We start from the raw sequence: 21,354 nt of genomic DNA, 5'->3' as shown, positions 1-21,354 counted from the left end.
ATCGTTTTCGACACCCGTCTTGAAGGCCCCGCATTCGTATTCGGGCCTTGGGCGTCGTCAGTATTGTGGGGGCTTAGATTGCAAGAGTTCGATCCGCGACGTCCGACCCTTCGGGTCACGCCTCGCCTGATGATCGGCGTGGCCGGCCTGGCCGCGTTGGCCCTGGGCTGGCGCCTGACCGCCACGGAATCCCTGGCCCCCGCCAAGCCGCCGCTCGATCCCGCCGCGATCGTGGCCTTGCAGCACGCCGCCTTCACCCAGGCCGAGGCCCAGCCGGGCTTCACCCGGCCCGAGAGCATCCCGGTCAAGATCCAGAGTGGCGAGACCTTCGAGGACGCCGTCCAGCGCGCCGGGGTCGCCCCCGACGAAGCCCGTCAGGCTGTCGAGGCCCTCGGCGAGGCCATGGACACCGTCCACATCAAGGCCGGCATGGCCTTTGACGCCGCCGTCGCCCATCCGAGGGGCCAGCGCGGCCCCGCCCGTCTGGTCGGCCTTTCCCTGCGGACTGGTCCCGCCAACTCCATCACCCTTTCTCGCACCTTCGACGGCGCCATGCGCCTGCGCGAGATGGAGGAGAAAATCCGCGACGAGCAAACCGTGGCCCGCGGCGAGATCACCGGCTCGCTCTATGAGAGCGCCTCGCGGCTGGGCGCCAACCCCTCCATGGTCGGCAGCATGGTCAAGCTGTTCGCCCACAAGGTGGACTTCGACCGGGACCTGAAACCCGGCGATGACTTCACCCTGGTCTTCGACCGCACGGTCACCGAGAGCGGCCGCACCATCGGCACGGGCGACCTGGAATATGCCTCGATCAAGGGCATCGAATTCTACCGCTTCGAGCGGGCCGGCGGCGAGGCCCAGTACTTCGACGCGACCGGCAAGAACATCAAAGGCTTCCTCCTGCGCACCCCGGTCGACGGGGCGCGGATGACCAGCCGCTTCGGCATGCGCCGCCACCCGATCCTGGGCTTCAACCGCATGCACCAGGGCATCGACTTCGGGGCCGGCTCCGGCACGCCCATCGTCGCCTCCGGCGACGGGGTGGTGATCGAGGCGCGCCGCTGGGGCGGCTACGGCAACTGGCTGCGCATCCGTCACTCGGGCGGCTGGGAGACCGGCTACGCCCACCTCTCGCGCTACGGCAAGGGCGTGCGGCCCGGCACGCGGGTCCGTCAGGGCCAGGTCGTGGCCTATGTGGGATCCACGGGCGCCTCCACCGGCCCGCACCTGCACTATGAGATCTGGAAAGGCGGCAAGCGGGTGAACCCCGTCGGCGCCAAGGTGCCCCAGGGGACGGTCCTGGCCGGCTCCGAACTGGCCGCCTTCCGCGCCCAGAAGAACCGCATCGACCGCATGGTCCGCGGCGAGGAAGCCGAGGCCGAAAACCAGGAGCTCGCCCTGGCCGAGACCGACCGCGTGGGCCTGCGCCGCTAGCGCGCTCCGCCCACCCACGGTAGGGCCGCCACAACAGGCTGTTGCGAAGCCCGTAACCCGGGAGCCACATCCCCCTGCGGCAGCTTTCAACCCGGACCGCGCCGAACTAAGGTCGCGCTTCTGGTGCTGTTTCCGGCGGAGAATCGAACTTGACCGCAGCCGTCCAACCCAAGGCTCGCGCGCGCTACGCGGCCAAGCGGGACGCGATCATGGCCGCCGCCACCACGGTCTTCAACGACCACGGGGTCAGCGGCTTCACCCTGGCGGCCGTGGCCAAGCGGATGGACCTCCACCCGGTCAGCCTGACCTACTATTTCAAGCGCAAGGAAGACCTGGCCGCCGCGGTGCTGCACGAGACCATGGCGCGCTTCAACGCCATGCTGGAGCAGGCCGAGGTCCACGCCACGCCGGCCGCGCGCCTGCGGGCCTTCGTCGCCGCCTATTACGAGACCCGCCGCCGGGCGGCGCTCGGCCAGGAGATTCCCCTGGCGCCGTTCAGCGAGATATCCCTGATCGAGGGCGAGCAGCACCAGCCGCTGATCGACGCCTTCACCGGCCTCTATATCCGCATCGGCCGGCTGATGAAGAGCCCCGACATGCCGTGGATCACCCCGGCCCGGCGCCAGGCCCTCTCGCGGTTGGTGGTCTTCCAGCTCACCTGGTCCGACACCTGGCTCGAGAGCTATGAGCCCGAGGACTACGGCCGCGTCGCCGCCCGCATCGCCGATGTGATGATCGACGGCCTGGCGGGCGAGGGCCAGGTCTGGCCCGACCTGCCGCTGCTGCCCCTGGGCTCGCCCGTGGCGCAGAACGACGAGGTGACCCGCGACCGTTTCCTGGTGGCGGCGACCAAGCTGATCAACCGCGAGGGCTATCGGGGCGCCTCGGTGGACAAGATCTCCGCCGAGCTCAAGGTCACCAAGGGCTCGTTCTACCACCACAACGCCGACAAGGATGAGCTGGCCGCCGCCTGCTTCGCCCGCACCTTCGAACTGGTCGACGACGCCAAGCGCCGCGCCCTGGCCGCCGGGTCGACGGGCTGGGAGCGCCTGTGGCTGGCCACCGTGTCCCTCGCCATGCACCAGGCCTCGGCCGAGGGCGGGCGGATGCTCCGCCACCCCGCCCTGGCCGCCGTGCCCCACGCCATGCGCCGCAGGGTGCTGATCCGCTTCCAGCAGATCGGCCATTCCTTCGCGGGCATGATCTCCGACGGCGTGGCCGACGGCTCGGTGCGCCCCGTGGATCCGCTGCTGGCCGCCCAGCTGGTGCTGGTGGTGTTCAACGCCTCCCTGGCCCTGGACTGGCGCAACCAGCCCGGCGATGTCACCGGGCTGATGGAAGCCTATGTGCGACCGGCCCTGCTGGGCTTCTTCGTCGAGTAGTCCTAGGCCGCTTCGTTGTACGTCCCGTCCATCACCGAGCGCATCAGTTCCGGATCGGTGAGGATGGGCGGCGGTTCGCCGAACCGCTCCTCCCACAGGCGTGCGAGCGCCAGTATTTCTTCGTCGTGGTCCCGTGACATATTCTGGGAAGTCCCCTTCGAGCGCCGCCACCGCGCATGGGGAACCCTCGGCGGGCTCGAGGGTTTCACCCCCTCACAGGTTTTTCTAGGGTTAACAATGGCTTAACCCTGAGGACCGCGCCAATTCGACAGTAATCAAACAAAAAACCCCCCGCCGAAGCGGAGGGCTTTTCCATATTCTTTCTATCGAATTCGATCAGTCGAAGACGATGACCGACCGGGCCAGTTCGCCCTTCTTCATGTCGGCGAAGCCCTCATTGACCTGGTCCAGCCGAATGCGCTGCGAGACCATCTCGTCCAGCTTCAGCTTGCCCGACATGTAGAAGTCGACCAGCCGGGGCATGTCGACCGGGAAGCGGTTGGAGCCCATCAGCGATCCCTGGATGCGCTTCTCGCCCAGGAAGGCGGCGCCCATCAGGGTGATGGTCTGGCCGACCGGGATCATGCCGATCACGTTGGCGGTGCCGCCGCGGCGCAGCATGTTGAAGGCCTGCTCGGCGGTCTTGGAAAGTCCGATGGCCTCGAAGGAGTGGTGCACCCCGCCCTTGGTCATCTCGATCACTTCCTTGACCGCGTCGGTCTGGGAGGCGTCGATGAAGTCGGTGGCGCCGAACTCCCTGGCCAGGTTGCCCTTGGAGCCGACCATGTCGATGGCGATGACCCGGCCCGCGCCGGCGATGGCCGCGCCGTTGATGGCGGCCAGGCCGACCCCGCCGCAGCCGATGACCGCCACGGTCTCGCCGGGACGGACGTTGGAGGTGTGGATCGCGGCCCCTACCCCGGTCATCACCGAACAGCCGATCAGGGCCGCCCGGTCCAGCGGCATGTCCTTGCGGATCGCCACGCAGGCATGCTCGTGGATCAGCATCTGCTCGGCGAAGGACGACAGGTTCAGGTATTGGATCATCGGGCCGTTGGCCGTCGACAGCCGCGGCTCGTCGTCGGCGCCGCGCTTGGTCTCGGGCGAGACGCACAGCGAAAGGTGGCCCGTCAGGCAGGATTCGCAGTGGCCGCAATAGGCCGACAGGCAGGTGATGACGTGGTCGCCCACCTTCACCGTGCGGACTTCCGACCCGATCGCCTCGACCACCCCGGCGCTCTCATGGCCCAGCACCGCCGGCAGCGGGTGCGGATAGGAGCCCTCCATGAAGTGCAGGTCGGAATGGCACAGGCCGGCGGCCTTGGTGCGGATCAGCACCTCGTGCGGGCCGGGCTTGTTGATCTGGACGTCTTCGATCTGAAGCGGCTTACCCACTTCGCGCAGCACTGCGGCCTTCATGACGGCGTTTCCCCTTACCGGCGCCCCCAGGGGGCTGATTTCTCGAAGTCGCGGTATGGCCGCAGCTTTCGCGAGCCGACCTTATCGCCGTTCAGATGGCGGGGTCCAAGAGATTTTCCGTGGCGCGCGCAGGATTCGGCCAAAACCAAAAAGGCCCTGGCGCGAGCCAGGGCCTTGGATTTCGTTAGCCGGCTGGGATTTACTTCGGACCCCAAATTTCGGCCTTGGACGCGCTCGAGACCAGGGCGCCGCCCGAGACGGAGAGACTGGAGGCCGGGACCGAGATGGTCTTGCCGCTGGCGCTCAGGGTGACCTGGGCCGCGCCGTCGGCCTTCTTGGTGACCTTGGAGATCTTGCCGATTTCCGCGCCCGTCGAGTCGGTGACGGTGGCGCCGGTCTTCAGATCGGCCTCGGTGGCCGAAATGTTGGCGGCCGTGCCGGTCTCAGCCTGGGCGGACATGCTCGCCGAGTTCGAGGTGGCGCCGGCGGTCGGGTCCGGACTGACCAGCGGCGTGGCGGCCGGCGGCAGGGCGCTCGTGGCCGAGGTTGCTCCGGTGAGGGGCGCAACCGCCGGAGTTTGAGCCATGGCCGGGAAGGCGAGCACGGCGAAAGCCGCGCCGGCCAGAAGAAGCTTGGTCGTCATTGAGATATTCCCTCGGTTACCCCGCCAACCGGGGGCACAACGAGAGGGTGAGGCCGGATGTTCCTCTCAGGCGGGTGCGGCCGTCTGACGCTGGCGCGGCGCGCGGGGCTTGAACCAGCCGAACGACGGCAGTTTCGGCAGACCGATCTTGGGCAATTTCAGAACCGGCGGCGGGATGCAGGCCTCAATGCAGGCCAGGAGTTGCTCGGTCGGCCCGTCGTTCATGAAGTGGTTCGCGCCGGCCACCCGCTCGAAGCGCATGGGCCGCCGCGTACGGGTCTCCGAAACCAGGCGTTCGGCGATTTCGATGGGCGCGAAGTCATCCTTGTCCCCATGGATCACGTGGACCGGAACCCGCAGGCGCCCGAGGGCGGCGCGCATGCTGTCGAGCTGGGCCGACTGATTGCTGACCTCGATCACCGCGTGACGCAGGTCGCGGGGGATCACCTTGAGCAGGCGGGATCCAACATCGAGCAGCCAACGGGCGGTCGGCCCGGACTCGCCGAAATAGCCCGACAGCAGGACCAGACCCGCCACCTTGCGCGGGTTCTCGGCCGCCATCAGCGAGGCGATGGCCGCCCCGTAGGATTGGCCGACCAGCAGCACCTTCTGGCCGAACTTGGCGTCCAGCAGCGGGGCCAGGGCCCGGGCCTGGACACGGATGTCGCCGACATATTCCACCGGCTCGGAGCCGGCATAGCCCGGACGGTCCACCACGGTCATCTCGCGGTCCAGCGGCAGGGCGGCCAGGGCCGGCGCCCAGTACTCGGCCCAGGACGGCGCGCCGGTCACCACCACGATCTTCCAGGGCGCGGTCTTGGCGCGCGGAGTGGTGATGGCCGAGATCTTCCAGCCAAGACCCGCGCCGGCGTGGAAATGCAAACGCCGCACCACGGTTTCCGGATAGTCGGCGGAGGTCGGCACGTGTTCCGTCCGGCCGGCCGCGGCCGCTTCGATCACGGCCCAGCCCATGGAAAGCACGCCCTTGGGTCTCTTACGCGCCACGGTCCGTAACTCCCAGATCCTGCCCTCTAGACGTGGGAGTTGAACGCGGCATCGCAAGCCGGGTTCGCTCCCAGCCAAGATTGTTTCAGGACAGGGTGGCGATCTGGTTACGCAATTCCCGTTTCAGCACTTTTCCGGTGGGTCCGATGGGCAGTTCGTCGACGATCCGCACCTCATCGGGAGTCCACCACTTGGCCACGCGTTCGGCCACATGGGCCTTCAGCACCTCGGGATCGACGCTCTGGCCGGGACGCAAGGTGACCAGCAGCAGCGGTCGCTCGTCCCACTTGGGATCCGGCACCCCAATGGCGGCGGCCAGCGCCACGGCCGGGTGGGAGGAGACCGCATCCTCAAGGTCGAGCGTGGAAATCCACTCTCCGCCCGACTTGATCACATCCTTGGCCCGGTCGGTGAGCCGTAGATAGCCTTCGGGATCGATCGTGGCGATGTCGCCGGTGTCGAACCAGCCGTCCTCCAGGAACACCTCGGCGCCGTCGTTCTTGTAGTAGGCCGAGGAGACCCACGGACCGCGCACCTGCAAGGCCCCCACGCTGACCCCGTCGCGGGGCTGGATCGTCCCGTCGTCCCCCATGATCCTGAGCTCGACCCCGAACATGCCGCGGCCCTGCTTCAATTTGCGGGCGTAACCGGCGTCCGCATCCTCGGCGGCGTGCCGAGGCAGAGGAGTGTTGATCACCCCCATGGGACTGGTCTCGGTCATCCCCCAGATCTGACGCACCGTGGCGCCGAGCTGATCTTCCACCCGCCGCATCAGGGTGGCGGTGGGCGCCGACCCGCCGATGGCGACATTGCGAACGGTGGTGAGCTTCTGGCCGGTCTTATCCAGGTGATCCAGCACGCCCACCCAGATGGTCGGAACTCCCAGCAGGAAGCTCGCCTGCTCGGCCACCGCCAGCTCGCAGACCGACGGGCCGTCCAGGTGGCGGCCGGGAAGGATCAGCTTGGCCCCCACCAGCGGGGCCGCGTAGGGCGTGCACCAGGCGTTGGCATGATACATCTGGGCGCAGGGCAGGACCGCGTCGCGGGCCGAAAGGTCGAAGGCGTCGGGCGCCACCAGGGCCATGGCGTGCAGCACCGTAGAGCGATGGCCGTAGAGCACGCCTTTCGGGTTGCCCGTGGTTCCCGAGGTGTAGCAGAGGCCCGAGGCCTGCCGCTCGTCCAGCTCGGGCCAGTCGAAGTCCGGTGAATGCGCCTCGATCAGCTCCTCATAGACCAGGGTCCCGGCCGGGGATTCCGGCTGCAGGTGATCGCGATCGGTCATGGCCACGAAGGTCTTCACCGTTGCGAGCTTGGGGGCCAGCTCGCCCACCAGCTCGCCGAAGCCGATGTCGAACAGCAGGACGGAATCCTCGGCGTGGTTGGCCACCCAGGCCACTTGGTCGGGATGCAGCCGCGGATTGATGGTGTGCAGGATCGCCCCGATGCCCGAGACGGCGTAGTAGAGCTCGAAATGGCGATAGGTGCTCCAGGCCAGGGTCGCCACCCGGTCGCCGGGCTTCACCCCCAGCGCCGTGAGCGCATTGGCCATCCGCTTGGCGCGGACCAGGGCGCCTGAATAGGTGTAGCGGTGGATCGGCCCCTCAAGAGTGCGGGTCACCACCTCGCGGTCGCCATGATAGGTCGCGGCGTATTCCAGGATCGACGGCAGGCTCAGCGCCCGGTCCATCATCAGAGCCAGCATCGGCGACCTTCTCGCTTATCGTTGTTCAGGTGAGGGTAGGACGCAGGCCTCGGCGGCGCTAGGGTTCAGGCCGCCATCCGGGCCTTGAAGACGCCGTCCGGGAGGTTGGGCGCGCGCGAGGGGTGGACGAAGAAATAGTCCTTCCACGGCACGTCGGGGGCCACGGTCGTGCGCTCCTCCAGCCGGTCGCCGTTCAGCGCGAACATCCGATAGCCGCGCGATCGGAACAGATCGACCACCGCGTCGGCCGAACCGCCGAAACGGCTCTCCAGCATGATCGGGTGGATCTCCAGCAGCACGTGGGGAAGGTCCCGGTCGATGACCTGCTGGGCGCCCTTCAGCGCCTTCTGCTCGGCGCCCTCGATATCCATGCGGATGAAATCGACCCGGGTCACCCCATGGCGGCGGCAATATTCGTCAAGGGTCACCACCGGTGTTGGCTGGATCTCGACGCCGGTGTCCTCGAGGTCGGGACGCACCTTGCCCTCGGGCGGCGCCTCGGCGACGAAGGCGTAGGCTCGGCCCATTCGGCCTGAGGTCTTCTTCGGCGTCACCAGCAGCAGTTCGCCCGGCATGTCGGAGACCGCGGCATGGATCGGCGTCACCTGGTCGGCGATGCCATGCCATTTCAGGCAGAGCTTCAGCACTTCGAAGGTGAAGGCCGAAGGCTCGAAGGCGTAGATGCGCGCATCGGGCGCGACCTGGGTCATCACATAGGAATGGCGCCCGTCGCTGGCGCCCACGTGCAGACAAACCGGCGATCCGGACAGCAGGTCGGCGAGGTAAGGCGTTTCGGGCTCGTGCTTGGCCCATTTCATATTGCGCCGCCAGGCGCGGAATGCGTGGCTGAGCACGCGTATCGAAGGCATGGATACTTCCCCTTGAGGGCGCTCTTTACGCCACGTCGCGGGTGACCGTCATCATGTAGTTGATGTCGCAGTCGGACGACCGGGACCAACGCCCGCCCAGAGGATCATAGGCGACGCCGAACGGCCCCTGCACCGCCACCGGCTCGCCCTCCAGGAAGCCGCGCAGCTCTTCGGGCTTGAGGAACTTGTTCCAGTCATGGGTGCCGGCAGGAAGCCAGCGCAGCACATATTCGGCCCCCACCTTGGCGAGGGCGAAGGCCTTCAGCGTGCGGTTCAGCGTGGCCACGATCATCAGGCCGCCCGGCGCCAGCAGCCGCGCGCAGTCGCGCAGATACGCCCCCGGATCGGCCACGTGCTCGATCACCTCCATGTTGAGGATCACGTCGAAGGCCGGCTCACCGGCCGCCAGCAGGTCCTCGGCGGTCGAGGCGCGGTAGTCGATAGAGAGCCCCTGCTCGTCGGCGTGGGCGGCGGCGGTGCCGATATTGCGCGGCGAGGCGTCGACGCCGGTCACCGCGAAACCCAGCCGGGTCATGGGTTCGCTGAGCAGGCCGCCGCCGCAGCCGATATCCAGCAGGCGCAGGCCCTCGAAAGGTCGTCGGGCGGCGGCGTCGCGGCCGAAACGGACCAGGGCCTGCTCGCGGATGAATGTCAGGCGCACGGGATTGAACTTGTGCAGAGGTGCGAACTTGCCCCGCGGATCCCACCATTCGGCGGCGATGCGGGAGAAGCGCTCGACCTCGTCCGGGTCGATGGAGGTGGCGGCGGCGGTCATGACCGCCCTTTTCCACCCGCGCGGCGCCGCGCGCTAGTCCCCAAGCGACGAAGGCTCGCGGGCGGGCGCCATCTTGCCGGAAAGCTCGGTTATCACCTGGGTGAAAGGCAGACATTGCCCCCTGCGGCCCGCGCCGCTATGAGGCGCAGCCCTTTCCCTCACGCGGAGCTCTCGCCCTGTCCCGGCTGGTGATGAAATTCGGCGGCACGTCCGTGGCCGACCTGGAGCGCATCCGGCGCGTCGGCCGCCTGGTCGCCGCCGAGGTCGAGGCCGGGCACCAGGTCGCCGTGGTGGTCTCGGCGATGTCCGGCAAGACCAACGAACTGGTCGCCTGGACCGACGGCGCCGGCGCCGCGGCCCAGGGCCTGAAGCCCTCCGACGACGAATACGACACCGTGGTCGCCTCGGGCGAACAGGTGACGGCGGGCCTGCTGGCCATGACCCTGCGCAACATGGGCCTGCCGGCCCGTTCGTGGATGGGCTGGCAGATCCCGATCATCGCCGACGACGCCCACGGTCGCGCCCGCATCGACGACATTCCCTCGGAGAACCTCGACAAGGCGCTGGACGCCGGGGAGATCGCGGTGATCGCGGGCTTCCAGGGCGTGACCCGCGACGGCCGCATCGCCACACTCGGCCGCGGCGGCTCCGACACCAGCGCCGTGGCCATAGCCGCGGCCGTGAAGGCCATCCGCTGCGACATCTACACAGACGTCGACGGGGTCTACACCACCGACCCGCGCATCGAGAGCAAGGCCCGCAAGCTCAACAAGATCTCCTATGAGGAGATGCTGGAGATGGCGTCCCTGGGGGCCAAGGTGCTGCAGACCCGCTCCGTCGAACTCGCCATGGCCCAGAACGTGCCGGTGCGGGTGTTGTCCAGTTTTGTCGAGCCCGGCGAAGCGCCCGGCCAAGGCACCATCGTGTGCGACGAGGAAGAGATCATGGAAAAGCGGATCGTGAGCGGCGTCGCCTATAGCCGCGACGAGGCGAAGATCAGCCTCTTCGGCCTGCCCGACCATCCGGGCGTGTCGTCGGAGATCTTCGGCGCGCTGGCCGACGCCAATGTGAACGTGGACATGATCGTCCAGAGCCACGCGCGCACCGCCGACACCGCCAATATGGAATTCACCGTCGGCAAGCGCGACGCGCAGCGCGCGGTGGAAATCGTCCGCGCCGCCCAGCCGAAGATCGGCTTCGACGACGTGCAGGTGAACGAGGACGTGGCCAAGGTCTCGGTGATCGGGGTGGGCATGCGCAGCCACACCGGCGTCGCCAAGACCATGTTCAAGGCCTTGGCCGACAAGGGCGTGAACATCCAGGTGATCTCCACCAGCGAGATCAAGATCAGCGTGCTGATCGACGCGGCCTATACCGAGCTGGCCGTCCGCGCCCTGCACGCCGGGTTCGGCCTGGACCAGCTCTAGGGACGGTCCGCGCTGAGCCGCCAGGCGGCCCAGACGCCCAGGATCGAGACGGGCGCGACGGTCACGAACACCCAGTAGCCGGCCGCCTGCGCCGTGACGTCGCTCAGCCCCGCCGAGAACCCGACCAGGTTGGCCACCGCCGCGGAGGCCGCCGCCCCCACCGCCGAGCCGGTCAGGCGCACTGTGGTCATGGCCGCGGCGCCGATGGCACGCTCGTCGCCCTCGGGCAGGCTGGCCAGCAGCCGCTGGCTCATGAACGCCCAGGACAGGCCGAACCCGCCGCCCAGGAACACGCCGGCCAGCACGACCCCGGGAACCGAGGCCCCAGGAAAGACCAGGGCGCTGCCGATGACGCCCAGGGTCGCCATGACCGCGCCGGCCCGGATCATCCGCCGGGGCCAGGGTCCGGTCAGGTGGGCCACGGCGAGGCCCAGCACCGTCCAGGCCAGGGCCTCGATGGCGATGATGTAGCCGGCGCCCAGGGCCGATAGCCCCGCCAGGGTCTGCAGGATCGCGGGGCCGTAGATCGAGAACCCCATGGAGGCCGCCGTCAGCAGGAACATGGCGGCGAAACCCGACCCGGCGATGGTCCGCAAGTCACCCGATCCCTTGGGCAGCAGGCGCACGGCCGCCCGGCCGTCCAGGGCGACCATGGCGATCAGCAGGCCGACGCCCAGGGCCGTCAGGCCGATGGACCGGGCGAAGTCGTGGACGATGTCGGCCAGGCCGATGGCGACCACCCCGGCGGCGATCAGGCCAAGCTGCGGCCAGGCCACGCGGCTGTCGCCCGCCTTGCCGTCAACCGGCAGCAGGGCCCAGGCGGCCCAGGCCACGCCCAGGGCCTGGAGCGCGAACAGCCAGAACACCCAGCGCCAGGCGTCCAGGTCGGCGAATAGCCCCCCGATAAGCGGGCCGAGCAGGCTGGCGATCCCCCAGATGCCTGTGACGGCGGCGTAGACCCGCGGCAGCAGGCGGTCGGGGAACATCAGGCCGATGGCGACGGAACAGAAGCCCACCACCCAGCCGCCGCCCAGCCCTTGCAGCACCCGGCCGAACAGGAAGCTGGCGATGTCGGGTCCCGCCGCGCTCAGGGCGCAGCCCACCGCGTAGAGCAGGGCCGCGGCGGCCGTGGCCCTGCGCAGGCCGAAGCGCAGGGCCAGCAGGCCGGAACTGGCGCCGGCCAGCACCGAGCCCAGCAGGAAGCCCGCGGTCGCCCAGCCGAAATAGGCATAGCCGCCCAGGTCGGCGCCGACGCTGGGCATGATGGTGGCGGTGACCAGGGAGTCGGCGGCGCTGATCCAGACGCCCAGGCAGATCAGGACGAAGCGCGGCAGACGGCCGTCGCCCAGCACATCGGCCCAGCTTCCGTCCGTCCGCGCCCCTCCCGTCATTTGACAAGCTCCGAGTTTACAAATCCGAGGTAGACCCGACCCGCAAATTTTGCAATGTATTGATTGTCAAATGCACACGACATCCGACCAGATCCTGTTGCAGCTCAAGACCAAGGGGCCTGTCCAGACCAAGGACGTGGCGTCGGCCGTCGCCGTGACACGCCAGGCCGCGCGCCAGCAGCTGGAACGCCTGGCCGCCGAAGGCCTGGTGGAGCATGTCACCGAGCGCATGGGGGTGGGCCGGCCCCGCCGCTCCTGGTCATTGACGGCACTGGGAAACCAGCGCTTCCCGGACACCCACGCCCAGATGACCGTCGAGCTGATCGAGGCGGTACGCGGCGAATTCGGCGACGCGGGCCTGGACCGGCTTATCAAGCGCCGAGAGGCGGCCACCGAGGTGGACTATCGCAAGGCTCTGGGCGGCGCGGTCGCCCTCGAAGACCGCCTGGATCGCCTGGCAGAGATCCGCGCGGCGGAGGGCTACATGGCCGAATGGAGCCGGCGCGAGGACGGCGCCTACCTGCTGATCGAGAACCATTGTCCGATCTGCGCGGCGGCCAGCGCCTGCCAGGGTTTCTGCCGCTCGGAGCTGGCCCTGTTCCAGACGATGCTGGCTCCGGCCAAGGTCGAACGGGCCGAGCACATCCTGGCGGGGGCGCGGCGCTGCGCCTGTGTCGTGACCCCATGGACATCGTCGACTTCGCAACCCTGACCGACGACCAGCGCGCGCAGGCGGCGGGGGTGATGCGCGCGGGCTTCGCTCCGATCGGGGCCTACCAGGGCCAAGCCGCCGAGACGGAGGTGACCACCTTCTTCGAGGACCCCGACCGCTTCGCGCTTGCGGCTCTGGAGGACGGCGCAGTCGTCGGCTTCGTCGGCGGCGTGGACGGCTATCCGAAGGCCCTGGAACTGCACCCGCTGGTGGTTGATCCGGCGCATCAGGGCCGGGGCGTGGGATCTGCCCTGCTGACCGCGCTGGAGGCCCGCGCCGCCGCCATGGGCAAGCTCACGGTCTATCTGGGCTCGGACGACGAGATCGGGGGCACGAACCTGTTCGGCGCCGAGGTCTATCCCGATCCCCTGGCCGCCCTGGCGGCCATCGCGCCCACCTCCGGCCATCCGTTCTTTTTCTATCGCAGGCACGGCTATGTCGCCGTCGGGCTGATCCCCGACGCCAACGGCTACGGCAAGCCCGACCTCCTGCTGGCCAAGCGGGTCGCCGGGCCCTAGCCGCGCCCCGGGATCGGCAGCTGGAAGTCCGGCGACCAGTGGGTGGCCGTGCCCGAGACCACGTACCAGGTAATGAACAGGGCGCAGATCAGGGCGCCGGGCACGTAGGAATTGGTCCGCCGGTAGGTGAAGACCGCGATCACCCCGACTATGGCCAGCAGCGGCACGAACTGGATGCCGATGATGGTGTTCAGCGGTTCGGCCATGGCCAGGACGCCGGTGGCGAGCAGGCTGGCGTACTGGATGCTCAGCAGGACGACGAAGCCCAGGCACATGGCGAGCGCGGCGAACAGGTACTGGCCCCGCCCCTCGCCCTTCCGCCCCAGGTTGGCGTGCAAGGACCGCGTAGCGACCAGGAAGAAGGCGGTCCACAGCGGCAGATAGGCGAGCGCATAGCTGAGGTGCAGTCCGTCCAGCGGCTTCAGGCCCAGCACCCAGAACCGGAAGTCGACGTGCCAGAGCAGGTCGACCAGGGCCAAGGAGGCGTAGCCGACCGCCACCGTCGCCACGGCGATGGCGGCGCTCTTCAGCCAATGTGTGGTGAAGGAGGGCTTGGGGGCCTTGAACACCAGGCCGACCAGCAGGGTGATCGCGGCGTTGGCCAGGGCCCAGACCAGCAGCTGGTTGGTGATCCACTGCGGGAAGCCAGCCATCGGGAAGAACAGCTGGCCGAGCTTCATCAACGGGAAGAAGGTGATCGCCGGGATCGCCGCGGTCAGCACGAAGGCCAGCCACCAGCGGCGGTCGCGGCCTTCGCTGGCCGGCGCGGCCGGACGAGCGAGGCTCGAGAGCCACGGGGCGGCCAGCAGCACCTGGAACGTCCCCAGCATCAGGACCACGAGGCCCGCGAAGGCGACCAGGGTGCCGACCTCCTTCCAGATCCAGATCTGCTGGGTCGGCGGCAGGGGATTGGCCTCGCCGTCGAGGGTCTGCTGGAACCAGTCGACCGCCGGCGCCACGCCCGCGATGGAGAAATGCTCCCAGGGATGGGTGATGGCCGGATTGTGCAGCACCCTGGCCGTGCCCGCGCCGAGATCGCCATAGATCCTGCCCTCGACCACCGGAGCCGTGGCTCCGAACAAGGCCTGCAGGGCCTTGGAATTCTCAACGTCGGAGCCCTTCTCGACCTGCCACATCAGCTGGGCGAACTCGTCATAGCCGCCGAACACCAGGGCGAGGTTGCGCAGGTCGACCTTGGCCTGGCCGCCGAACACCGCCCCGATCGCCGGAGTCGAGCCCTCCAGGACGGCCGACCTATAGCCGTCGGGGTCCGAGGCCGCCGCGCCGACCACTGGGCCGCCGCCCAGGCTGTGGCCCTCCAGGCCGATATTAGCCTTGTCCACCTGGGGCAGGCTCTTGAGGTAGCGCAGGGCCGCGGGGCCGCCGAAGTCGTTGGTCCCCACGATGCCGGTGGAATAACCGTGGCCGGACTGGTCCATGGCCAGGACCACGAAGCCGCGCCGGGCCAGCTCGATGGCGAACGCCGACTGCATCTCGCGGGTGTTGATATAGCCGTGGCCGACCAGCACGGCCGGCGCCGGCCTGGCCGCGCTGGCGCCCGGCGGGGTGTAGACCAGGGCCGAGAGGGTCGTGCCCTTGTCGCCCGGGAAGCGGACGTCCTCCACGGTCACGCCGCCGGAGGTCTGGATCGTGTGGGCGAGCAGCGATCCGGCCAGGATCAGCAAAACGCCCACCGCGAACGGCAGCCAGGTCTTCCGCATCGTCGCCTCCCCAGACGCTTCCTGTCTTTGGGGCGCGACTATGGGTGGGCGCGGACCGCGGCGCTAGAGCTTCAGGGCGCGCAGCCGCAGGGCGTTGCCCACCACGCTCACCGAGGACAGCGACATGGCCAGGGCCGCGATGGCCGGCGAGAGCAGCAGGCCGAAGGTCGGGTAGAGCAGGCCCGCCGCCACGGGCACGCCCGCCAGGTTGTAGGCGAAGGCGAAGACCAGGTTCTGGCGGATATTGCCCATGGTCGCGCGCGACAACCGGATGGCGCGGTCCAGGCCGGCGAGGTCGCCGCTCAGCAGGGTGACCCCGGCGCTCTCCTTGGCCACGTCGGCCCCGGCGCCCATGGCCACTCCCACGTCGGCGACGGCGAGCGCCGGGGCGTCGTTCACCCCGTCGCCGGCCATGGCGACCACGCGGCCCTCGGCCTTCAGCTTCCGAACCGCTTCGGCCTTGTCCCCGGGCGAGACCTCGGCCTGTACGTCGTCGATGCCGAGCTTGGCGGCCACGGCGCGGGCGGTGACGGCGTTGTCACCCGTCAGCATGACAATCCGCACGCCCCGCGCGTGCAGGGCGGCGATAGCCGCCGCCGCCGAACTCTTGATCGGATCGGCGATCGCGATCAGCCCGGCGAAACGCCCATCGACGCCCACGAGAACCACGGTGGCGCCTTCGGCCCGCAGGGCGTCGGCGTGCGGCGCGGCGGCGACGATGCCCCGTTCGCCCAGGAAGGCCGCGCTGCCGATGAGCACCTCACGCCCGTCGACGCGCCCGAGCACGCCCTTGCCGACGGGCGAGTCGAACGCGCTTGCCTCCGACAATTGGACCCCCTCCGCCGCGGCGACGATGGCCCGGGCCAGCGGGTGTTCGCTGGAGCGCTCCAGGCTGGCGGCCAGCCGTAGCAGTTCGGCCTCTTCGAAGCCCGGCTCGGGCCGGATGGCGGTGACCTTGGGCCGCCCCTCGGTGAGGGTGCCGGTCTTGTCCACCACCAGGGTGTCGACCTTTTCCAGCCGTTCCAGGGCCTCGGCGTCCTTGATCAGCACGCCCGAGCGCGCGCCGCGCCCGACACCCACCATGATCGAGATCGGCGTCGCCAGGCCGAGCGCGCAGGGACAGGCGATGATCAGCACCGAGACGGCGGCGACCAGGGCGTAGGCGAGGCGCGGCTCCGGCCCGATCATGGCCCAGGCGGCGAAGGCAAGCGCCGCCACGGCGACGACGACGGGCACGAACCACCCGGAGACCCGGTCGGCCAGACGCTGGATCGGCGCGCGGCTACGCTGGGCGGCGGCCACCATCTGGACGATCTGGGCCAGCACGGTCTCGGCGCCGACCCGCTCGGCGCGCATGACGAAGCCGCCGGTGGTGTTGACGGCGCCGGCGGTGACGGGATCGCCTGACGCCTTGGTCACCGGCATGGATTCGCCCGTTATCAGGCTCTCGTCGACCGCCGCGCGGCCCTCGACCACCACGCCGTCCACCGGGATCTTTTCGCCCGGACGGACCCGCAGCAGGTCGCCGGGATGGATGTCGCCCACCTCGACCTCCTCGTCCCGTCCGTCGCGGACGCGGAGAGCGGTCCTGGGCGCCAGGTCCATCAGGGCGCGCAGGGCGTCCGATGTCCGCTCGCGGGCCCGCAGCTCCAGCAGCTGACCCATCAGCACCAGGACCACGATCACCGCGGCGGCCTCGAAATAGAGCGGCGGCGTCCCATGAGCGTCGCGGAAGGCGGCCGGGACCAGGCCCGGCGCAAGCAGGGCCAGGGTGCTGAACGACCAGGCGACCCCGGTTCCAAGCGCGATCAGGGTGAACATGTTGAGGTTGCGGCTGAGCACGGAGGCCCAGCCGCGGGCGAAGAACGGCGCCCCGGCCCACAACACGACGGGCGTACCGAGCAGGAACTGCAGCCATGGGCCCCAGTCATGCGGGATCGGCAGGGAAAGACCCAGGTGGCCTGCCATCTCCAGCGCGAACAGCGGCGCGGTCAGCGCCAGGCCCACCCAGAACCGGCGGCTGAAGTCGACGATCTCCGGATTGGGCCCGGCCTCGGCCGAGAACACCTCGGGCTCCAGGGCCATGCCGCAGATCGGGCAGGCGCCCGGCCCCTCCTGGCGGATCTCGGGATGCATGGGGCAGGTGTAGATGGTCCCGGGAGGCGCCGGCGGATCGGGCTCGCGCGGCGACAGGTAGCGATCAGGATCGGCGGTGAACTTGGTCCTGCACCCGGTGGAGCAGAAGTGGAAGGTGGCGCCGTCGTGCTCGGCGGACGGCTTGCCGGCCGTGGTGTCGACGCTCATGCCGCAGACCGGATCGATGGCCAGGTGCGCGGCATGACCGCCGGCATCGTGGTCGTGGCCGTGATGATGATGATGCGACATGGCGCAACCTCCGCTCAGTCTCGATTTCGATTAGACACATATACCCCCATGGGGCATATTGCAATTACCCCGTGAGGGTATAATTTCCCAGGGCGAGAGGACATTCGGATGAAGCGCGACGACAAGCCCAAACTGCTCAACCGGCTGAGCCGGGTCGAGGGCCAGGTGCGCGGGATCGCGCGCATGGTCGAGGAGGATCGCTACTGCATCGACATCCTCACCCAGCTGCAGGCGGTGCGGGCCGCCCTGTCGCGGGTGGAGGCCGAAATGCTGAAGGACCACCTCAATCACTGCATCGAAGGGGCCATCATCAGCGGCGATGTCCAGGAACAGCGCAAAAAGGCCGGTGAGCTGATCGAACTGCTCGGTCGCGTCTCACGTTGACGCCAGGACCGCTTTTCCATCTCCGTTCCGACATCCAAAGCTGCTAGGAGCGGACTGAACGAGGGAGAGAAACGGTCGATGGCCTTGCAGGGCGTCGCCATACGGGGGCAGCGGAGCCTGCTGCGTCAGATCCGCGAGGCTCTGGCGTCGGGCGGGCCCGCGCAGGTGCGCCTCGACATGGTCGTGCGGATCATCGCCCGCTCAATGGTGGCCGAGGTCTGCTCGCTCTACATGCGCCGCGCGGCCGGCGACATCGAGCTGTTCGCCACCGAAGGCCTGGATCCGGAGGCCGTCCACGTCACGCGCCTGAAGACCGGCGAGGGCCTGGTCGGCGAGATCATGCGCCTGGGCCGGCCACTCAACCTGTCTGACGCCCCGAACCATCCGGCCTTCTCATACCGTCCGGAGACCGGCGAGGACCCGTTCCACGCCTTCCTGGGCGTGCCGCTGCTGCGCGGCGGCCGAGCCATCGGCGTGCTGGTGGTCCAGAACCGCACCGAGCGGGTCTATGTCGACGACGAGGTCGAGGACCTGCAGATCGTCGCCATGGTCCTGGCCGAGATGGTGGCCGGCGGGGAGCTGATCTCCGAGGGCGAGCTGAAGGGCGTCGAACTCGCCCCGCACAAGCCCGAGCGGCTGAAAGGCGCCAAGTTCGCCGACGGCCTGGCGCTGGGCGTGGCGGTCCTGCACGAGCCGCCGGTGGCGCCTTCGCAATTGCTGGCCGACGACGTGGTCGCCGAGGAGGCGCGGCTCAACACCGCCATCGCCAGCCTGCAGGCCCAGATCGACGAGATGCTGGACGGCCAGCACGGCCTGCTGGCCGACGTCTCATATGAGGTGCTCGACACCTACCGGATGTTCGCCCACGACCGCGGCTGGAACCGCGGCCTGGAGGACGCAGTGCGCAACGGCCTAACCGCCGAGGCGGCGGTGGAGCGGGTGCGTTCCGAGCACCGCGCGCGCCTCGGCCAGGCCCGCGACCCTTATCTGCGCGAACGGCTGCACGATTTCGAGGATCTGGCCGACCGGCTGCTGCGCCACCTGTCAGGCGACGCCCACTCGGCCCGGGAGCTGCCTGAGAACGCCATCCTGATCGCCCGAAACCTCGGCCCTGCCGACCTGCTGGAATACGATCGCACCAAGCTGAAGGGCTTGCTGCTGGAGGAAGGTTCCTCCGCCAGCCACGCGGCCATCGTCGCCCGCGCCCTGGACATCCCCTGCGTCGGCCGGCTCTCGGGCCTGCGCGACCGGGTTTCGGAGGGCGACGCGGTGATCGTCGACGCCGAGACCGGCGAGGCCTATCTGCGTCCGCGCCTCGACGTGGTGAAGGCCTTCAAGGCCCGGCTCGAAGTGCGCCTCCAGCGGCGGGCCGAATTCGCCAAGCTGCGCGACACACCCGCCTTCACCCGGGACGGGGCCAAGATCACCCTGCTGATGAACGCCGGCCTCGACGTCGATCTCGACATCCTCGCCGAAACGGGGGCGGAAGGCATTGGCCTGTTCCGCACCGAATTCCAGTTCATGGTCGCCGAGGAGATGCCGCGCTTCAACGCCCAGACAGCGCTCTATGGCCGGGTGATGGACGCGGCCGGCGACATGCCGGTGACCTTCCGCACGCTCGACCTCGGCGGCGACAAGATCCTCCCCTACATGGAGGCCGAGCGTGAAGAGAACCCCGCCCTGGGATGGCGGGCCATCCGCATGGGGCTGGACCGGCCCGGCCTGCTGCGCCTGCAGCTCCGCGCCCTGATCGCCGCCTCGCGCGGCCGGCCGCTGCGGATCATGTTCCCCCTGGTGGCCAGCGTCGACGAGTTCCGCGCCGCCCGCGCCCTGGTGGACCACGAGGTGGCCTGGGCCCAGCGCCGCGGCCGCCCTGCCCCCTCGCGCCTGGATGTGGGCGCCATGATCGAGGCCCCCGCCCTGATCTGGCACCTGGACGCCCTGCTGCCGATGACCGACTTCGTCAGCGTCGGCACCAACGACCTGATGCAGTACCTGTTCGCCGCCGACCGGGGGAACCCACGGGTGGCCGACCGCTACGACTTCCTGTCGCCGCCGGCCCTGCGCGCCCTGGAGGCTATCCAGCGAGCCTGCGCCGAAACCGGCACACCAGTCTCGGTTTGCGGCGAGATGGCCGGCCGGCCGCTGGAGGCTTTCGTGCTCGTGGCGCTGGGCTTCGAGCGGCTTTCCATGCCGCCCGCGGGGATAGGGCCGGTGAAGCAGATGGTGCTCTCCTGCGACCGCGAGGCCGCCCGCCGGGGGGTCTCGACCCTCATCAAGGGCTCGGCCGGATCGATCCGCAACGAGATCGAGACCCTCGCGCGGAAATTGTACCTCGCCATCTGACCGGGCGGCCGGTCGAGCTTGGCCATTGGTCACATTTCAATCCCGATTCACCGCCAGTACTCGGATGCTGATGCGCTGGGGAAGGCCGCCTCGCGGCCATGCCGCGGCGCAATAGCACATTGAATTTTGGGGCCAAAACTGGTATTCGCAACAGACTGTTAAATACTGTGTGCCATCAGATCGGGCTGTCTTCGCGCGCCTCTGGCCGCGGATGAGAGAAGGGGCTTCGGGTAGCCATGGCGCTCGATACTGGCCGGGTTACAGATCTGCATTTTCGGAACGACGGGTCCGTCGATCCCGGTCCGGTTGAATCCTATATGCCCACCTTGACCAGCGGCCCGAATATCGGCGCTGCCCTGAAGGCGGTTCGCGACTCCCGCGGGCTGAGCCTGGAGGCGCTGGCCGATATCACCCGCATCCGGCGCGCCTATCTGGCCGCCATCGAGGAAATGCGGCTGGAGCAGCTTCCCTCGCGCCCCTTCACCATCGGCTATGTCCGCGCCTACGCAAATGCACTTGGGCTGGACGGCGAGGCCGCGGTCGACCGCTTCAAATTGGACGAACCCACGCCCGACACCGCCCTGCGCGAACCGGTGGGCGTCAGCAACGAGAAAGACCCGCGCCTGACCCTGGTCCTGGTGGTCGGGACCCTGATGATCGGCGCCATCGTCCTGTGGAACGTCGCCCAGCGGGCGATGAGCGACCAGCAGGCGCCCCCTGCCGCCGCCGCCCCGCAAACGGCCACGGTCAGCCCGGCCGCCGCCGCTCCGACCGGCCCCGTCTCTCTCGGCGCGCCTCTGCCGGCGCCTGTGGAATCCACCACGCCCGCGCCCTATGAAACCCCCGGCTTGGCCGACGCCACCGCCGCCGGCGGCTCCTCCGACGCCGTGATCGCGGCCAAGAAGGCGGCCAAGGCCAATCCAGACGCCCAGCCCATCGTCCCTGCCGAGCCCCTGCCGCCGACCTTCATCGCCAGCGGAACGGTCTACGGCGCCGAGCCCGGCCTCTCCGTGGTCACCCTCCAGGCCCGCAAATCGGCTTCCCTGATCGTGCGCGGCGCCGACGGCGCGGTGTATTTCGCCCGCCAGCTCGCGGCCGGCGAGGCCTATCGCGCACCAGCGCTCAAGGGGCTGACGGTGGAGGTCTCCGACCCGGCCGTGGTGCAGGTCTTCGTCGGCGGCCAGTCCAAGGGCCTGATGCCGGCGCCCACCGCGGCGCTGGAAAAGCTGGCGCTCTAGAGC

18 protein-coding genes are annotated in these 21,354 nt (G+C 69.1%); 8 read left to right on the top strand and 10 right to left on the bottom strand.

The genetic code is table 11. The features are described from left to right. The first annotated feature begins 78 nt into the window (after positions 1-78). Together M9M90_RS05750 and M9M90_RS05745 are read left to right on the top strand one after the other, a co-directional pair. Positions 79-1,434, top strand: coding sequence for a M23 family metallopeptidase (locus M9M90_RS05750; protein WP_254836206.1), 1,356 nt, complete (start codon positions 79-81; stop codon positions 1,432-1,434). A 149-nt stretch (positions 1,435-1,583) separates the two neighbouring features. Beyond that, positions 1,584-2,816 carry a TetR/AcrR family transcriptional regulator gene (locus M9M90_RS05745; RefSeq protein ID WP_254836205.1) on the top strand — a complete coding sequence of 411 codons (1,233 nt, stop codon included), beginning with the start codon at positions 1,584-1,586 and terminating at the stop codon, positions 2,814-2,816. 2 nt (positions 2,817-2,818) lie between these two features. Here M9M90_RS05745 and M9M90_RS05740 read toward each other — a convergent pair whose 3' ends face one another. The 7 genes from M9M90_RS05740 to ubiG form a co-directional block, all read right to left on the bottom strand. Beyond that, entirely contained in the window at positions 2,819-2,956 is a 138-nt protein-coding gene (locus M9M90_RS05740; RefSeq protein ID WP_254836204.1) for a hypothetical protein, read from the bottom strand. Positions 2,957-3,152: 196 nt separating this feature from the next. After that, entirely contained in the window at positions 3,153-4,235 is a 1,083-nt protein-coding gene (locus M9M90_RS05735) for a Zn-dependent alcohol dehydrogenase (protein WP_254836203.1), read from the bottom strand. A 199-nt stretch (positions 4,236-4,434) separates the two neighbouring features. Then, a complete protein-coding gene (locus M9M90_RS05730; protein WP_254836202.1) occupies positions 4,435-4,878 on the bottom strand; it encodes a hypothetical protein in 444 nt (147 codons plus the stop codon). Positions 4,879-4,944: 66 nt separating this feature from the next. Next, complete coding sequence (locus M9M90_RS05725) at positions 4,945-5,883, bottom strand: alpha/beta fold hydrolase (protein ID WP_254836201.1); 939 nt, start codon at positions 5,881-5,883, stop codon at positions 4,945-4,947. Positions 5,884-5,968: 85 nt separating this feature from the next. Beyond that, complete coding sequence (locus M9M90_RS05720; RefSeq protein ID WP_254836200.1) at positions 5,969-7,585, bottom strand: long-chain fatty acid--CoA ligase; 1,617 nt, start codon at positions 7,583-7,585, stop codon at positions 5,969-5,971. Between the two features lie 65 nt (positions 7,586-7,650). After that, positions 7,651-8,454, bottom strand: a complete 804-nt coding sequence (locus M9M90_RS05715; RefSeq protein WP_254836199.1) for an FkbM family methyltransferase — start codon at positions 8,452-8,454, stop codon at positions 7,651-7,653. Positions 8,455-8,479: 25 nt separating this feature from the next. After that, positions 8,480-9,229: a bifunctional 2-polyprenyl-6-hydroxyphenol methylase/3-demethylubiquinol 3-O-methyltransferase UbiG gene (gene ubiG / locus M9M90_RS05710; protein ID WP_254836198.1), complete on the bottom strand. Its 750-nt coding sequence runs from the start codon at positions 9,227-9,229 to the stop codon at positions 8,480-8,482. A 176-nt stretch (positions 9,230-9,405) separates the two neighbouring features. Between ubiG and M9M90_RS05705 the strand changes: the two genes are divergently transcribed. Continuing rightward, positions 9,406-10,656 carry an aspartate kinase gene (locus M9M90_RS05705; protein WP_254837081.1) on the top strand — a complete coding sequence of 417 codons (1,251 nt, stop codon included), beginning with the start codon at positions 9,406-9,408 and terminating at the stop codon, positions 10,654-10,656. On the opposite strand, the gene M9M90_RS05700 is transcribed toward M9M90_RS05705, so the two are convergent. After that, a complete protein-coding gene (locus tag M9M90_RS05700) occupies positions 10,653-12,047 on the bottom strand; it encodes an MFS transporter (RefSeq protein ID WP_254836197.1) in 1,395 nt (464 codons plus the stop codon). The genes M9M90_RS05705 and M9M90_RS05700 overlap by 4 nt on opposite strands. 70 nt (positions 12,048-12,117) lie before the next feature. On the opposite strand from M9M90_RS05700, the gene M9M90_RS05695 reads away from it, so the two are divergent. Then, positions 12,118-12,759 (top strand): metalloregulator ArsR/SmtB family transcription factor, encoded by a 642-nt coding sequence (locus M9M90_RS05695; RefSeq protein WP_254836196.1) that lies wholly within the window; start codon positions 12,118-12,120, stop codon positions 12,757-12,759. Next, positions 12,732-13,277 (top strand): N-acetyltransferase, encoded by a 546-nt coding sequence (locus M9M90_RS05690; RefSeq protein WP_254836195.1) that lies wholly within the window; start codon positions 12,732-12,734, stop codon positions 13,275-13,277. The genes M9M90_RS05695 and M9M90_RS05690 overlap by 28 nt, the downstream gene beginning before the upstream one ends. On the opposite strand, the gene M9M90_RS05685 is transcribed toward M9M90_RS05690, so the two are convergent. Then, positions 13,274-14,998, bottom strand: coding sequence for an alpha/beta hydrolase (locus M9M90_RS05685; RefSeq protein WP_254836194.1), 1,725 nt, complete (start codon positions 14,996-14,998; stop codon positions 13,274-13,276). The two genes, M9M90_RS05690 and M9M90_RS05685, sit on opposite strands and share 4 nt — an antisense overlap. A 63-nt stretch (positions 14,999-15,061) precedes the next feature. Continuing rightward, complete coding sequence (locus M9M90_RS05680) at positions 15,062-17,383, bottom strand: heavy metal translocating P-type ATPase (RefSeq protein WP_256549235.1); 2,322 nt, start codon at positions 17,381-17,383, stop codon at positions 15,062-15,064. Between the two features lie 108 nt (positions 17,384-17,491). Between M9M90_RS05680 and M9M90_RS05675 the strand changes: the two genes are divergently transcribed. The 3 genes from M9M90_RS05675 (at position 17,492) to M9M90_RS05665 (ending at position 21,351) form a co-directional block, all read left to right on the top strand. Further along, the gene (locus M9M90_RS05675; protein WP_254836193.1) at positions 17,492-17,767 is read left to right on the top strand and encodes a metal-sensitive transcriptional regulator; all 276 of its coding nucleotides are present in this window, start codon (positions 17,492-17,494) and stop codon (positions 17,765-17,767) included. A 78-nt stretch (positions 17,768-17,845) separates the two neighbouring features. Continuing rightward, positions 17,846-20,113, top strand: a complete 2,268-nt coding sequence (ptsP, locus tag M9M90_RS05670) for a phosphoenolpyruvate--protein phosphotransferase (protein WP_254836192.1) — start codon at positions 17,846-17,848, stop codon at positions 20,111-20,113. Positions 20,114-20,430: 317 nt separating this feature from the next. Then, complete coding sequence (locus tag M9M90_RS05665) at positions 20,431-21,351, top strand: helix-turn-helix domain-containing protein (RefSeq protein ID WP_254836191.1); 921 nt, start codon at positions 20,431-20,433, stop codon at positions 21,349-21,351. Positions 21,352-21,354: the final 3 nt, after the last annotated feature.

The sequence above is a fragment of the Phenylobacterium sp. LH3H17 genome (assembly GCF_024298925.1).
Taxonomy (GTDB): domain Bacteria; phylum Pseudomonadota; class Alphaproteobacteria; order Caulobacterales; family Caulobacteraceae; genus Phenylobacterium.
The sequence above is the reverse complement of the archived record's forward strand: the minus strand, read 5'-3'. Positions and strand labels throughout refer to the sequence as shown.